This is a genomic window from Streptomyces sp. CB02261, assembly GCF_001905665.1.
Classification (GTDB): Bacteria; Actinomycetota; Actinomycetes; order Streptomycetales; family Streptomycetaceae; genus Streptomyces.
In genome coordinates this window covers 791,827-805,798 of sequence record NZ_LIVX01000001.1, presented here as the reverse complement: position 1 = coordinate 805,798, position 13,972 = coordinate 791,827, and the positions used below count along the sequence as shown (strand labels likewise).

The window sequence follows — 13,972 nt, the reverse complement described above, 5'->3', positions numbered from 1 at the left end:
GAGGGCACGTAGGATTCACGGGTGAGTGAGACCCCCCGGCCGCAGGCCCCCGCGCGCGTCAGTGTCGTCGTCATCGCGTACAACGACGCGGCGCACGTCGGCGACGCCGTCCGTTCCGCTCTCGCCCAGGGCGAGGCGGTCGGTGAGGTCGTCGTCGTCGACGACGCCTCCGGGGACACGACCCCCGAGGTGCTCGCCGGATTCGCCGACGAACCACGGGTGCGGCCGGTGATCCGCCGGGAGAACAGCGGCGGCTGCGGCACCCCCCGCAACGACGGCGTCGACGCCGCCGTCCACCCCTACGTCCTGTTCCTCGACAGCGACGACCTGCTGCTGCCCGGGGCCGTCGACGGACTCCTCGCCGTCGCCACCGAGCAGCGGGCCGACGTCGTCGCCGGCGTCTGCGTCCGGCGCGAGCTCCCCGAGGGCCGCGAGACCGTCTGGGCGCCCACGCTGTACGACGTGTCCCAGGGCGCCACGCTTCCCGGCACGGTCCTCGACGGCGTCGAGAAGCACCCGGAGTTCGTCCTCGACACCCTCTCCGTGAACAAGCTGTACCGCCGCGACTTCCTCGACCGGCACGCCATCCGCTTCCCCGACGGCGCCTTCCACTACGAGGACTTCGTCTTCAGCGCCCGGGTGCAGGCGGCCGCCCCCCGGCTCGCCGTCACCGACGTGCCCGTGTACGTGTGGCACGTGCGGCGGCAGGCCGCGACCCTCTCGATCTCGCTGCGCCGCGCCTCCCTGGCCAACTGGGAGCACCGGATCGCCGCCCACGCCGCCGTCGTCGACGTGTTCCGCACGGCGGGCCGGCCCGCGCTCGCCCAGGCCGCGCAGACGAAGTTCCTCGACTACGACCTCCCCATGTACCTGCGCGAGCTGCCGCAGCGCACCGCCGCCTACCGCGCCGACTGGTGGACGGTCACCCGCGCCCACCTGGCTGGCTTCGAGGCCGCCGCGGTCGCCGACGCCCAGGCTCCGTCCCGGTGGCTGCACGCCGCGCTCACCGCGCTCCCCGCCGTGCCCGGGGGAGCGGAGCTGACCCGGTTCGTCGAGCTGGCCGCGCCCCGGCCCCGGCTGGTGCCCCCGTACCCGAGCGCCGAGGACGGCACGCCCGTCCTGGCCGCCGCCCCCGCCGACGTACCCCTGGAGGGTCTCGCCGCGCTCGCGCCGGCCGAGCTGCCCGTCGCCGTGGACGGCTCCGTGACCGTCGGCGCGTCGACCCGGCTGACCCTGACCGTCCACGACCTGTACGGGCGTGTCGCCGCACTCGGCCCCGTCGCCGTACGGGTCGTGTTCACCGAGCGGGTCTCCGCGGACGAGCTGACGGCCGACACGCCGCTGCTCCCCATGGCGGAGGGCTGGACCGCCACCGTGTCACTGCCGACCGCGAAGCTGCTCCGCGCGGGCCGGCTCGCCGCGTGGTCGCTCCGTGCCGAGCTGCGGTACGCGGACGGATCGACCGGGAACGCCGAGGTCAGGGCCCCGCAGGGGTTCGCGGGCCGGCGTGGCATGGTCCTCGGGCGGCTGGGCCGGGTGCTGCTCGTCCAGGTGGTCGCCTCGGCGCGGCGGGGCCTCGTCCTGCGGTTCGCCGGCGGCGCGGTCGGTGCCCGTCAGGTCATGTCGGGCCGCTTCAAGAGGCTCTTTGCGATGCGGTGAACATCACCGAAGGTCCGGGAGAGCAGGTATGGAACAATTCCTCCTGCCGGGTAATCTTTCCGGTCGCCGGGTGGCGCTCCTCGAACATGCGGGCGGCACCCTTCACCACTGAAGGCAGTAGCGCGCCATTGACCATGGCGCAGGCAGCGCCGCGCCTGGCCGGAACGCGTGCCGGATGTTGCCGCACGCACTTGTGAGAGGACTTGGATGCCGACTAGCGACGTCCCTGATGTGAGCGTCGTCGTCATCGTCTACAACGATGAGGAACGGCTCCCGCGAGCGGTTCGGTCACTTCTCGACCAGACCCTGAACAACCTCGAAGTGATCATCGCCGACGACTGTTCGACCGATGGCACCGAGCGCGTCGCGCGTTCTCTGGAGGCCTCCGACCCGCGCGTGCGCTACGTGCGGCTCGAGCAGAACAGTGGTGGCTGCAGCGCGCCCCGCAACCGCGGCATCGCGGTCGCGCGCGCGCCGTACGTCATGTTCCTGGACAGCGACGACGAGCTGCCCCGCCACGCCTGCAAGAGCCTGCTGCTCGTCGCCGAGGAGACCGGCGTCGACTTCGTCACCGGCGAGGTGACCCGCCTCTTCGAGGAGTCGAACACCACCGGCCTCTGGTACCCGCACCTCTTCACCGAGAAGCGGGTCGTGAACGGCATCGCCGAGCGCCCCGAGTACTTCTTCGACCACCTGTCGACGAACAAGCTCTACCGGACCGCCTTCATCCGGGACAACGCCCTCACCTTCCCCGAGGGCATCCACTACGAGGACCAGCTGTTCTCCGCGCAGGCGTTCTCGCTCGCGGAGACCTTCGCCGTCGTCCCGTGGTCGGTCTACACCTGGCGACTGGCGCCCGAGAGCGTCTCCATCTCCTCCAGCCGGCACAAGATCCAGAACGTCGCGGACCGCATCGGCGTGGCCCGGCTCATCGACACCTGGTTCGAGGAGAACGGCCGCGGGGAGCTGCGCGCGGAGAAGGACTACAAGTTCCTCCGCCACGACTTCCGGCTGTACCTGGGCGACCTGCCGTTCCGCGACGCCGACTGGGTCGCCGAGTTCGCCGACGTGGTCAACCCGTACCTGGACGAGATCTCCGACGAGACCTACGCCCGGCTCTCCCGCGAAGAGCGCATCTGCATCCACCTGCTGCGCACCGGCCGCCTCGACGACCTCCAGGTCGCCGCCCGCCAGCTGGGCCGGCCGCAGCTCGCCCCGCGCTTCGTGACGGACGAGGGCGAGGTCACCTACTGGGGCGCCGTCGCCCCCACCGACGACACGAGCCGCAGCGAGCTCGACATCAGCGAGTGGTACATGCGCGAGCAGGTGCTCGCCACCGGCCGCATCCGGCACGAGCTGACCTCCGTCTCGATGCGGGGCCCGGTCCTGCACCTGGAGATCCGCACCTACGACCCGGCCGGTCTGATCACCGAGGGCACCCAGGCCTCGGTGAAGCTCGCCGCGCACAAGACGCCGCTCACGGTGCCCCTGACCCTCCACCCGGAGGGCGAAGGACAGTACGTCTCCAAGGCCGCGCTCGACTTCCGCAAGGTCCCCGTAGGCAAGGTCGGCGTGGCGACCCGCCGCCACCCGGTGGTCTCCCTGGAGCGCGACGGAGCCCGCCGTACGGACATCCTGCTGGCCAAGCACGACCAGCCCGACTTCCGTGCCACCGTCACGTACCACAAGTTCGGCATCCACCACCTCCGCATCAAGGCGGAGCAGAAGGGCGCCGGACGCCTCGAGGTCACCTGGCAGCGCTCCGGTGTCCTGAAGTCCCTCGAACCGCTCGGCCCCTACGCCCGCAAGGCCAAGGGCAAGGTCGGCAAGGTCAGGAAGATCCTCGTCGGCAACGAGGGCAAGGCCACCGCGTACGACGCCGTGTCCAAGCTCCCGCGCAAGCGCAGCCTTGCCGTGTTCGAGGCGCTGGAGGGCCGCGGCTACGCGGACAGCCCGCGCTACATCTACGAGGAGCTCAAGCGCCGGAACCTGCCGATCGACGTCATCTGGTCGTACTCCGGTGACCGCTCGTCCTTCCCCGAGGACGTCACCCTCGTCAGGCGCGGCAGCTTCGCCTACGGACGCGCCCTGGCCCGCGCCACCTACTGGGTCGACTCGCACAACCTGCCGTACCTGTACCCGAAGCCCAAGGGCACCCGGTACCTCCAGACCTGGCACGGCCAGACCTTCAAGGCGATGGGCTTCGACGTGCCCTCGCTGCGGGGCGCGTCGGACATCGAGAAGGGGCGCTTCCGCGCCGCCGTCGGCCGCTGGGACGCGCTCGTCTGCCCGAGCGCCGAGTTCGAGCGCACCTTCGTCCCGGCCTTCGAGGTGTCGGCCGACCTGATCCGCTCCGGCTACCCGCGCAACGACGTGCTGGTGCGCTGGGCCGAGCCCGAGCAGAAGGCCAGGGCCGCCGCCGTCCGCGAGGCCCTGAACATCCCCGCCGACAAGAAGGTGCTGCTCTACGCCCCGACCTTCCGGGACGCGGCCCGCCGCACCGGCCAGTCGGTGCGCGTGGACTTCGAGGCGCTCGCCCCCCACCTCTCCGACGAGTGGATCATCGTCGTGCGGACCCACCCGTACGACCGCTTCAAGATCGCCCCGGAGCTGGGCCACTTCCTGCGCGACGGCTCCTCCTTCGCCGACATCAACGACGTGATGCTGGCCTCGGACGCGGTCCTCACGGACTACTCGTCGCTGATGTTCGACTACGCCAACACCGGCCGCCCGATCGTCCTCTACACGGACGACTACGAGGCGTACAAGGGCGGCGACCGTGGCACGTACTACGACCTCGAGGACATCGCGCCCGGGCCGATGGTGACGACCACCGAGGACCTCGCCGCCGTCGTGCGGGACCTCGAGGGCACCCAGGAGCGCCACGCGCAGCGGTACGCGCGCTTCCAGGAAATGTTCTGCTCGTACGAGACCGGCCACGCCAGCAAGATGGTGGTCGATGCTTTTTTCGAAGGCGGCACCCATGACTGAGGCCTCCCCTGTCCGCAACGTGTTCTTCGTCGGCATCGACGTCGACTCGATGGGTGGATCCCAGCGGGTGCTGCACACCCTCGCCCAGGGCATGGGGGAGCGCGGCCACCGCGTCGAGCTGATCGGCATCCGGCCGAGCCCGGAGCCGTTCCCGTACAACGCCACGCGCGCGTACCGGCACTCGACGCTCTACCCGGCGCCCTCCGAGCCCAAGCCGCCCGTGCGCACGGTCGGCGACCGGATCAGCCTGGCCCGCCGCGCCGACGCGCGACGCGCCCGGGCCGACCGCGACAACGCGCGGGCGGAGTTCGAGCGGAAGCTCGCCGAGGTCGAGAACGGCTACATCGTCTTCGGCTCGCCGTGGGCCGTGGACTGGGTCATGCCGCTGAAGTGGGGTCACCTCAAGGGCATCGGCCAGTACCACGAGTCCTTCGCGCAGGCGAAGCGGAGCGCCAACCTGGGCCTGATCCGGCGTCACTACCCGAGGCTGGAGCAGACCCTGGTGCTCTCCGAGGGCGACGCGGTCGAGTTCGTCAACCAGCGCGTGCCGAACGTGCGGGTCATGCCGAACCCGCTGCCGTTCTACCCGGACGAGCTGGCCCCGCTCGACACCCGCAAGATCGGCGCGGTCGGCCGGCTCGACCCGATCAAGCGGTACGACCGGATGATCGAGGCCTTCGCGCAGGCGCACAAGGGGCGTGACGGCTGGGAGCTGCACCTCTTCGGCGAGGGCCCGCTGGAGGGCGAGCTGCGGATGCGCGCCGAGGACCTGGGCGTCGCCGACCAGGTCGTCTTCCGGGGCACGGCCCAGGACATGGCGGCCGCCTACCGCGAGCTGTCCATCGTCGCGATCAGCAGTGAGCGCGAGGGCCGTCCGATGGCGTTGGCCGAGGCCGCCGCCTGCGGTGTGCCGTGTGTGAGCTTCGACGTCTCGGGCGGTGTCCGGGAGCTCGTCGCCGACGGCGTCTCCGGCACCCTGGTGCCGCCGGCCGACGTGCCGGCGCTCGCCGCGGCGCTCGGTGAGCTGATGGACGACGGCGCGATGCGCCAGAGGTACGGCAGGGCGGGGCGCGAGCACGTCGCGCACCTGGCGCTGCCGCACGTCCTCGACCAGTGGGAGGCGGCGTTCGAGGAGATCGAGCGCTAGACCCCGCGGGAGAACGGCCGTCCGAGCCCCGCCCCGACCACGCGTCAGGGCGGGGCTCGCGCGTGTCCGGGGCCACGGCCCGACCCGCCGGGGGGCTCCGGAGGCTGTGACTACACTGTCGGAATGACCTGGCTCATCACCGGCGGCGCCGGATACATCGGTTCCCACGTCGTCAAAGCAATGACCGAGGGCGGCGAGCGTGTCGTCGTGGTCGACGACCTCAGCACCGGCAACCCGGCGCGCATCCCCACGGGCGTCGTCCTCGAACAGGGCACGGTCCTCGACCGCGAGTTCCTCGACCGCGTGCTCCGCGAGCACGAGGTCAAGGGCATCGTCCACCTGGCCGCGAAGAAGCAGGTCGGCGAGTCGGTCGAGCAGCCGCTGTTCTACTACCGCGAGAACGTGACGGGTCTGCAGACGATCCTCGACGCGGCGGCCTCGGCGGGCGTGAAGAGCTTCCTCTTCTCCTCCTCCGCCTCCGTCTACGGCATGCCCGACGTGGACCTCGTCACCGAGGACACCGAGTGCCTGCCCCTCAGCCCCTACGGCGAGACCAAGCTGGTCGGTGAGTGGATGGCGCGCGCCGTCGGTCAGGCACACGGCCTGTCCACGGCCTGCCTGCGGTACTTCAACGTGGCGGGCGCGGCGGCCCCCGAGCTCGCCGACACCGGTGTCTTCAACCTGGTGCCGATGGTCTTCGAGCGCCTCGACGCCGGCGAGTCCCCGCGCATCTTCGGTGACGACTACCCGACGCCGGACGGCACCTGCATCCGTGACTACATCCACGTCGCCGACATCGCGGACGCGCACCTGGCCGCGGCCCGCGCGCTCGCGGCGGCGGGCGAGGCCGGCGAGACGGCCACGCTGACGCTGAACATCGGGCGCGGCGAGGGCGTGTCGGTGCGCGAGATGGTGGACCTCATCAACGAGATCACCGGTCACAGCGTCGAGCCCCTGGTCACCCCGCGCCGGCCCGGCGACCCGGCCCGTGTGGTGGCTTCGGCGGCGCGCATCCAGTCGGAGCTGGGCTGGAAGGCGCAGCACGACGTCCGCGCCATGATCAGCTCGGCCTGGGAGGGCTGGAGCGCGAACCGCGCGGTGCGCGCGACCGTCTGACACGGACGACGTCCGTAGAGCGGGGTGCCCCGGTTCCGGGGCACCCCGCTCCGGCGTGCCCGGGCTTCTGGCTCCGCGTGCCCGGGGCTTCCCGCATCGGTGTGCCCGGGGGCTTCCCGCGTCGGTGTGCCCGGGGCTTCCGGTATCGGAGTGCCTCGGAGCTTCCTGCCGGGGGCCGGGAGCCCAGGAAGGGCCCTCAGGGGCGGTGGATGCGGTCCACGCGGTAGTACCTGGCCGTGCACTGCGCCGCCCAGTCCCGCGCGTACGAGGACGCGAAGAGCGGTTCGGTGAGGCCGCCGATCAGGAGCGGGCGGTACGTGACGTCCCGCACGCCGGCCGCCGCCTCCTCCCGGATGCGGGCGTTCTGCCGGTCCCAGGCCGCGGCGCGCACCACCGTGCTCGTGCTCAGCGCGTACACCGGCTGCACCAGGGCGACCGCGCTGCCGAGGGCGACCGCGCCGACCGCGACGAGCGCGGCGGCGCGTGCGGCGGGGCGCGTGGGCACCAGGACGCGCCGCCCGAGGGCATGGCCGCCCCAGGCCCCGTACGCGCAGAGGACGAGCAGCAGCGGCAACAGGAAGCTCGTCCAGGTGCGGCCGTACGTCCAGCCGACGGCTCCGTATCCGCCGCGCAGCCCGAAGACGACGGCCAGGCTCGCGAGGGCGATCAGCGGCAGCGGCAGAAGCACCACCACCCGGAACAGCGCCCGTGGGGGGAGCCCGGAGGCGGCCCGGTCGGCGTCTCCCGCCGGGCTCCGGTGGGTGTCCGGGACTCCGTCGCCCCGCCGCGGCCCGGCGGCCAGCGCCAGACCGAGCAGCGCGCCGACGGCGAGTGCCCCCAGGTACGCCCACTGGCCGCCGACCGTCTGCCAGAGGCGCCACCAGTCGTGGAAGGTCTCCCCGATCCGCTCCGCCGTCAGCGGCTCCTGCGGGTGCTGGGCCCGCCGCCAGCGCGCGCCCGGTGAGGTGGAGAGGAGGATGAGACCGACGAGGAGCCCGAGGCAGGCCGCCGCGCACCAGGTGGACACGTACCGGTCGCGCGCCCAGCCGAACCGGGGCAGGCACACGAGGCCCACGGAGACCGCGAAGAGCCCGGCCACCAGCGTGAACGGCTCGCTCAGCATGCCTACCACCACCCCGACCAGGAGCGCCGACACGACCGCCGCGGTCTTGGCCCACCGCACGCCGCCGCGCACGGCCCGCACAGCACCGAGCACGGCCCAGAGGCCGATCGCGCTCGGCAGGGTGTGGGAGATCGTGGCCGGCGCCCAGAGCAGTACCTGGTACGAGCGGGTGCCGGCGAAGAACAGCAGGGCGGAGAGGAGCGCCACCGCGGCCAGGAGCGGGACGACGGGCTCCTCGCCCGCTCGCGTGGCGGGGCGCAGCGCGCGCAGCGCCGCCCGGCCGAGGAGGAACAGCGCGAGGCCGAGCGCGACCACGAGGAAGGCGGGCAGCAGCTTCGGCCCCCGCATGTCGTCGGAGTAGAGCAGGCCGGTCAGGAACGCGTTGGTGACGCGCCCGTTCTGGGTGAGGTAGAAGTCCGCGGTGATGCCCAGGACGCCCATGTCCCGGGCCTTCCAGAGCGCACACCAGTCGTCGGACGTGGGGCGCACGGAGAGGCCGAGGAAGGCGCCGGCCGAGAGCAGCGCCCCGGCGCAGGCGGCGACGGCGAGCGCGACGCCGCGCAACGCCCGGGAGAACCCGCCGCCGTGGGCCGTTCCGGTGTCCTCCCCGCCCTCCGGCCCCCGTACCTCAGCGTGCTCCGAGATGGTCGTCCTGCTCACCGGTGGTCGCTCCTGCTGGCCCGAGGTCGTCCCTATGGGTGACGAATGGGTGAAATGCCACGTATATCAATATCTTCCCCGCATGCTTTGCTGCATGGACGACATGCCGACCAGGGGCGGTCACTCGGGCGACGCCGGGCGGTCACCGCCGCTTCGTACCCTGGCCGCGCTGCTCGAAGGAGAGTCCGGTGGCGGTCCCTCAGGACGTACTCTCGCCCATCCCTCTGGAGTGACCGTTCAATGACCAGGCTTTCCGTCGTCGTCCCCTGTTTCAACGAGGAGGACGTCGTCGAGCGCTTCGATGCGCGAATGCGACAGGTGCTCGACACCCTTCCGGTCGGCTACGAGATCTGTTACGTGGACGACGGCAGCTCCGACGGAACGCTCGGCAAGCTCCGTGAGATCGCCGCCCGGCACCCGCACCAGACCCAGTACGCCTCCTTCAGCCGCAACTTCGGCAAGGAGGCCGCCATGCTCGCCGGCCTGCGCAAATCCACCGGCGACGCCGTCGTGATCATGGACGCCGACCTCCAGCACCCGCCCGAACTCCTCGCGCGCATGCTGGACCTGCACCACCAGGGCCACGACCAGGTCATGGCACGGCGGACCCGCGAAGGGGACAAGAAGCTCCGTTCGGCGCTCAGCCGTATGTACTACCGGGCCGTCAACCGCTGGGTCGACGTGGAACTCACCGACGGCGTCGGTGACTTCCGGCTGCTGTCCCGGCCGGCCGTCGACGCCCTGCTCTCGCTGCCCGAGTACAACCGCTTCTCCAAGGGGCTCTTCTCCTGGATCGGCTTCGACACCGTCACCTTCGACTACCAGAACGCCGCGCGCGAGGGCGGTGAGACGAAGTGGAAGTTCAGCTCGCTGGTCAACTACGGCATGGACGGGCTGATCTCCTTCAACAACCGCCCGCTGCGCATCGCGCTCTGGCTCGGGATGATGCTCACCGGCCTCGCCGCCCTCTACGCCGTCTGGGTGGCCGCGGCCGCCGTCACCCAGGGCGTCACCGCCCCCGGCTACGTCACCCTGGTCGCGATCATCGTGGGCCTCGGCGGTGTGCAGATGGTGATGCTCGGGCTGATCGGCGAGTACATCGGCCGCATCTACTACGAGACCAAGCGCCGGCCGCACTTCCTCGTCAAGGAGACCCACCGCTCCTTCGGCCGCGGAGCGGCCGAACGCGCCGCCGCCGAGCGGATCCGCGTCGCGGCCACCGAGGCGGAGCACTGATGGCGCCGGACCAGGGCGGGCCGGGGGCCACGCCGGCCACGTCCGGCCCGGGCCCGTCGGCGGGCCCGGCGGGTTCGGGGGAGCCGGCCGGTTCGGGCGCGTCGGCGGGATCGGGGCAGGCGACAGGCTCAGGGGCGTCGGCGGGTCCGGGGGAGTCGACAGGCTCAGGGGAGTGGGCAGGCTCGGGTGCGTCGGCCGCGGCCGGTGCGCGGCGCGGGCGGCTCGCCGAGATATTCCGCTTCGCCCTCGTCGGTGGCGTCAACACCGGCACCTTCTTCGGCTGTTACCTGCTGCTTCACCCGTGGATGCCGTACTTCGCCGCGTACTCCCTCGCCTTCCTCCTCAGCATGATCGGCTCCTTCTTCCTCAACACCTACTTCACCTACCGGACCCGTCCGACCTGGAAGAAGTTCGCCCTCTTCCCCCTCACCAACGTCACCAACTACCTGGTGCAGAGCGTCGGTCTGTACGCGCTCGTCACCTGGGCACACATGGACGACAGGATCGCGCCACTCGTCGCGGCCGTGGTCGCCATCCCGTTCACCTACCTGATCTCCCAGCGGATCCTCGTGCCCCGGAACGCCGGACAGGACCCCGCCGCCACCGGTCCAGGAAGCGAAACGGACGAGCGGCAGCCCTCCCGGCTCGCGTAGATTGCCAGGCAGCCGCGGCGGGGAGCACTCGGCGCGGGAGAGCCGAGTAAGGACGACGCAGGTGGCGACACACGTGACGACGCAGGTGACGGGACGGACGGACGTGGCGAGGCAGTACGTGACGGAGGCCCGCAGGATCGTCGTCAAGGTCGGCTCCTCATCGCTCACCACGGCGTCCGGGGGCCTCGACGCCGACCGCGTCGACGCCCTCTGCGACGTGCTCGCCAAGGTCCGCAGCGGCGGCGAGAAGGAGATCGTCCTCGTCTCGTCCGGCGCCATCGCCGCCGGCCTCGCACCCCTCGGCCTCACCCGCCGCCCCAAGGACCTCGCCCGTCAGCAGGCCGCCGCCAGCGTCGGCCAGGGCCTCCTCGTCGCCCGCTACACCGCTTCCTTCGCCCGCTACGGCGTCCGCGTCGGCCAGGTCCTCCTCACCACCGACGACACCAGCCGCCGCGCCCACTACCGCAACGCGTACCGGACCCTCGACCAGCTCCTCGCCATGGGCGCGCTGCCGGTCGTCAACGAGAACGACACCGTCGCCACGGACGAGATCCGCTTCGGCGACAACGACCGGCTCGCCGCCCTCGTCGCCCACCTCGTCCGCGCCGACCTCCTCGTCCTCCTCTCCGACGTCGACGGCCTCTACGACGGCGACCCGGCCAAGCCGGGAACGTCGAGGATCGCCGAGGTCACCGGACCGGAGTCCATCGCCCACGTGGAGATCGGCTCGGCCGGCAAGGCGGGCGTCGGCACCGGCGGCATGGTCACCAAGGTCGAGGCCGCCCGGATCGCCGCCGCCGCGGGCATCCCCGTCGTCCTCACCTCCGCGAGCCGCGCCGCCGACGCCCTGAGCGGCCGTGACACCGGTACGTACTTCCACCGCACCGGGCGCCGCTCCGCCGACCGGCTCCTCTGGCTCGCCCACGCCTCCACCCCCCAGGGTTCCCTGACCCTGGACGACGGTGCCGTACGAGCGGTCGTCGAGGGCAAGAAGTCCCTGCTCGCGGCCGGTGTCGCGGGAGTCGAGGGCGATTTCGTGGCCGGTGACCCGGTCGAGCTCCGCGACACCGAGGGCCGGGCCGTCGCCCGTGGCCTCGTCAACTTCGACGCCAAGGAGATGCCCCGGATGCTCGGGCGCTCCACCCGTGAACTCGCCAAGGACCTCGGGCCCGAGTACGAGCGCGAGGTCGTCCACCGCGACGATCTGGTCGTCATCGGCTGACCCTCGCACCCCTCCCGAAACGGCTGAAAGTGCGGCCATCCGGAAGGGACGTTCCCCAAAACCGCCCCATGTGCCGCCTCGGGCTGGTCAACTTTGTCTCGGGGGTAAGAGCAGGGCGGGGTACAGCACCACACGCATCACACAGGAGGCCGCCGGTGAGACGAGCGCGCCCAGGGGCGCTGCCCCGAGGGACCGCCGAACGCGCCCTGACCAGTGTCGAGGCCGGAGCCGACTTCGACGAGGCACGGGACAGGTCCACGGACAGGAAGACCGAGACCATCACCGAGACACGTGAGGTTCGCGAGGCGCGTGAAGCACGCGCCAGGGAACAGCCCGTGTCCAAACTCTGGCACATCACCCTCAGCGTTTCGGGTGTGGAGTCGCCGCTGAAGGAGGTGCGGCGCGGGCTGGAGCAGCTGGCCCACGACCACCCCTTCCTGCTGACCAGCCGGTACGCCAACGACCACGCCGAGATCCGGTACTGGGAGGAGGCCCGCGACCTGCACGACGCCGCGGCCGTCGCCCTGCGCCTGTGGGGCGAGCACCGGCAGACCGCCAAGCTGCCACCGTGGGAGATCGTCGGCCTTGAGGTCATCGACCGCGAGACCTACCACCAGCGGATCGCGGAGGGCTACGGCCCACCTCCCGCCGCGCCGGTCGGCGTCCACCCGTACTGAGCGGGTCGGCCGATGCGTTCCGCGTCCCGGCTCGGGTCCCGCGCCCCGCGGCTCGACGGGCGTGCGTCTCGCGACCGGGGACGCACGTCTCGGAGTGCGGGATACGTGAGGGATGTCCGCAGGGGTGCCAGTACCCTGCGGGCATGACCTCGCTCACGCCCCTCGACAACCTCTCCCCGGTCACCCGGGCCGCCTACCGGGCCCGTGGCGCCGCCGCCGAAATCGCGCCACTCCCGCGCTCGGCCAAGGACGACGCCCTGCTGGCGATCGCGGACGCCCTCGAAGTCCGCACCGCCGAGATCGTCGAGGCCAACGCCGAGGACATCGCCAAGGCCCGCGAAGCCGGGACCAGCGAGGCGATCATCGACCGGCTCACCCTCACCCCGGAGCGCGTCCGGGCCATCGCCGCCGACGTCCGTGACGTGGCCGCGCTGCCCGACCCCGTCGGCGAGGTCGTCCGCGGCTCCACCCTCCCCAACGGCATCGACCTGCGCCAGGTTCGCGTGCCGCTCGGTGTCGTCGGCATCATCTACGAGGCCCGCCCCAACGTCACCGTCGACGCCGCCGCCCTCTGCCTCAAGTCCGGCAACGCCGTCCTGCTCCGCGGCTCGTCCTCCGCCTACGCCTCCAACACCGCCCTGGTGAAGGTCCTGCGGGACGCCGTCGGCGGCTCCGGCCTGCCCGCCGACGCCATCCAGCTCGTCCCCGGCGAGTCCCGCGACTCGGTCCGCGAGCTGATGCGCGCCCGCGGCCTCGTCGACGTCCTCATCCCGCGCGGCGGCGCCTCCCTGATCCGGACGGTCGTCGAGGAGTCCACCGTCCCCGTCATCGAGACCGGCACCGGAAACTGCCACGTCTACGTCGACGCGCAGACCGACCTCGACATGGCCGTCGAGATCCTGCTCAACTCCAAGGCCCACCGGGTCAGCGTCTGCAACGCGGCCGAGACCCTCCTCGTCCACCAGGACGTCGCCGAGGCCTTCCTTCCCAAGGCCCTCGCCGCCCTCGCCGAGGCCGGCGTCACCGTCCACGCCGACGAGCGGGTCCTCGCCCTCGCGGAGGGCTCCAAGGCCACGGTCGTCCCCGCCACGCCGGAGGACTGGGAGACCGAGTACCTCTCGTACGACATCGCCGCCGCCGTCGTCGAATCCCTCGACAAGGCCGTCGAGCACATCCGCATGTGGTCCTCCGGCCACACCGAGGCGATCGTCACCACCTCGCAGGCCGCGGCCCGCCGCTTCACCCAGCTGGTCGACTCCACCACGGTCGCCGTCAACGCCTCCACCCGGTTCACGGACGGCGGCGAGTTCGGCTTCGGCGCGGAGATCGGCATCTCCACCCAGAAGCTGCACGCCCGGGGCCCCATGGGCCTTCCCGAGCTGACCTCGACCAAGTACATCGTCACCGGTGACGGTCACGTGCGGTAATCCCTCCTTTCGGTACGGGCGGGGAGGGTTCGCACTCTCCCTGCCGAAAACCACCTTCCGG

At 71.8% G+C, this 13,972-nt stretch carries 10 protein-coding genes; 9 read left to right on the top strand and 1 reads right to left on the bottom strand.

The genetic code is table 11. The features are described from left to right. Positions 1-21: 21 nt before the first annotated feature. The 4 genes from AMK29_RS03690 (at position 22) to galE (ending at position 6,913) form a co-directional block, all read left to right on the top strand. The gene (locus tag AMK29_RS03690) at positions 22-1,659 is read left to right on the top strand and encodes a glycosyltransferase (protein WP_073807348.1); all 1,638 of its coding nucleotides are present in this window, start codon (positions 22-24) and stop codon (positions 1,657-1,659) included. A 207-nt stretch (positions 1,660-1,866) separates the two neighbouring features. Then, positions 1,867-4,650, top strand: a complete 2,784-nt coding sequence (locus AMK29_RS03685; protein WP_073807345.1) for a bifunctional glycosyltransferase/CDP-glycerol:glycerophosphate glycerophosphotransferase — start codon at positions 1,867-1,869, stop codon at positions 4,648-4,650. Beyond that, entirely contained in the window at positions 4,643-5,797 is a 1,155-nt protein-coding gene (locus AMK29_RS03680; protein WP_073807342.1) for a glycosyltransferase, read from the top strand. Before AMK29_RS03685 ends, AMK29_RS03680 begins: the two co-directional genes overlap by 8 nt. A 123-nt stretch (positions 5,798-5,920) precedes the next feature. Next, positions 5,921-6,913, top strand: a complete 993-nt coding sequence (gene galE / locus AMK29_RS03675) for a UDP-glucose 4-epimerase GalE (protein WP_073807339.1) — start codon at positions 5,921-5,923, stop codon at positions 6,911-6,913. A gap of 196 nt (positions 6,914-7,109) precedes the next feature. Here galE and AMK29_RS03670 read toward each other — a convergent pair whose 3' ends face one another. Beyond that, positions 7,110-8,696 carry a DUF6056 family protein gene (locus AMK29_RS03670; protein WP_073807336.1) on the bottom strand — a complete coding sequence of 529 codons (1,587 nt, stop codon included), beginning with the start codon at positions 8,694-8,696 and terminating at the stop codon, positions 7,110-7,112. A 240-nt stretch (positions 8,697-8,936) separates the two neighbouring features. Between AMK29_RS03670 and AMK29_RS03665 the strand changes: the two genes are divergently transcribed. The 5 genes from AMK29_RS03665 to AMK29_RS03645 all read left to right on the top strand — a co-directional run bounded on the left by AMK29_RS03665 (position 8,937) and on the right by AMK29_RS03645 (position 13,911). Further along, positions 8,937-9,932 (top strand): glycosyltransferase family 2 protein, encoded by a 996-nt coding sequence (locus AMK29_RS03665; protein WP_073807333.1) that lies wholly within the window; start codon positions 8,937-8,939, stop codon positions 9,930-9,932. Then, positions 9,932-10,585 carry a GtrA family protein gene (locus AMK29_RS37865; RefSeq protein WP_382618173.1) on the top strand — a complete coding sequence of 218 codons (654 nt, stop codon included), beginning with the start codon at positions 9,932-9,934 and terminating at the stop codon, positions 10,583-10,585. Before AMK29_RS03665 ends, AMK29_RS37865 begins: the two co-directional genes overlap by 1 nt. A gap of 118 nt (positions 10,586-10,703) precedes the next feature. Beyond that, positions 10,704-11,807, top strand: coding sequence for a glutamate 5-kinase (gene proB, locus AMK29_RS03655; protein WP_073808253.1), 1,104 nt, complete (start codon positions 10,704-10,706; stop codon positions 11,805-11,807). A gap of 155 nt (positions 11,808-11,962) precedes the next feature. Further along, entirely contained in the window at positions 11,963-12,484 is a 522-nt protein-coding gene (locus AMK29_RS03650; RefSeq protein ID WP_073807330.1) for a hypothetical protein, read from the top strand. 143 nt (positions 12,485-12,627) lie between these two features. Next, positions 12,628-13,911 (top strand): glutamate-5-semialdehyde dehydrogenase, encoded by a 1,284-nt coding sequence (locus AMK29_RS03645; RefSeq protein WP_073807327.1) that lies wholly within the window; start codon positions 12,628-12,630, stop codon positions 13,909-13,911. Positions 13,912-13,972: the final 61 nt, after the last annotated feature.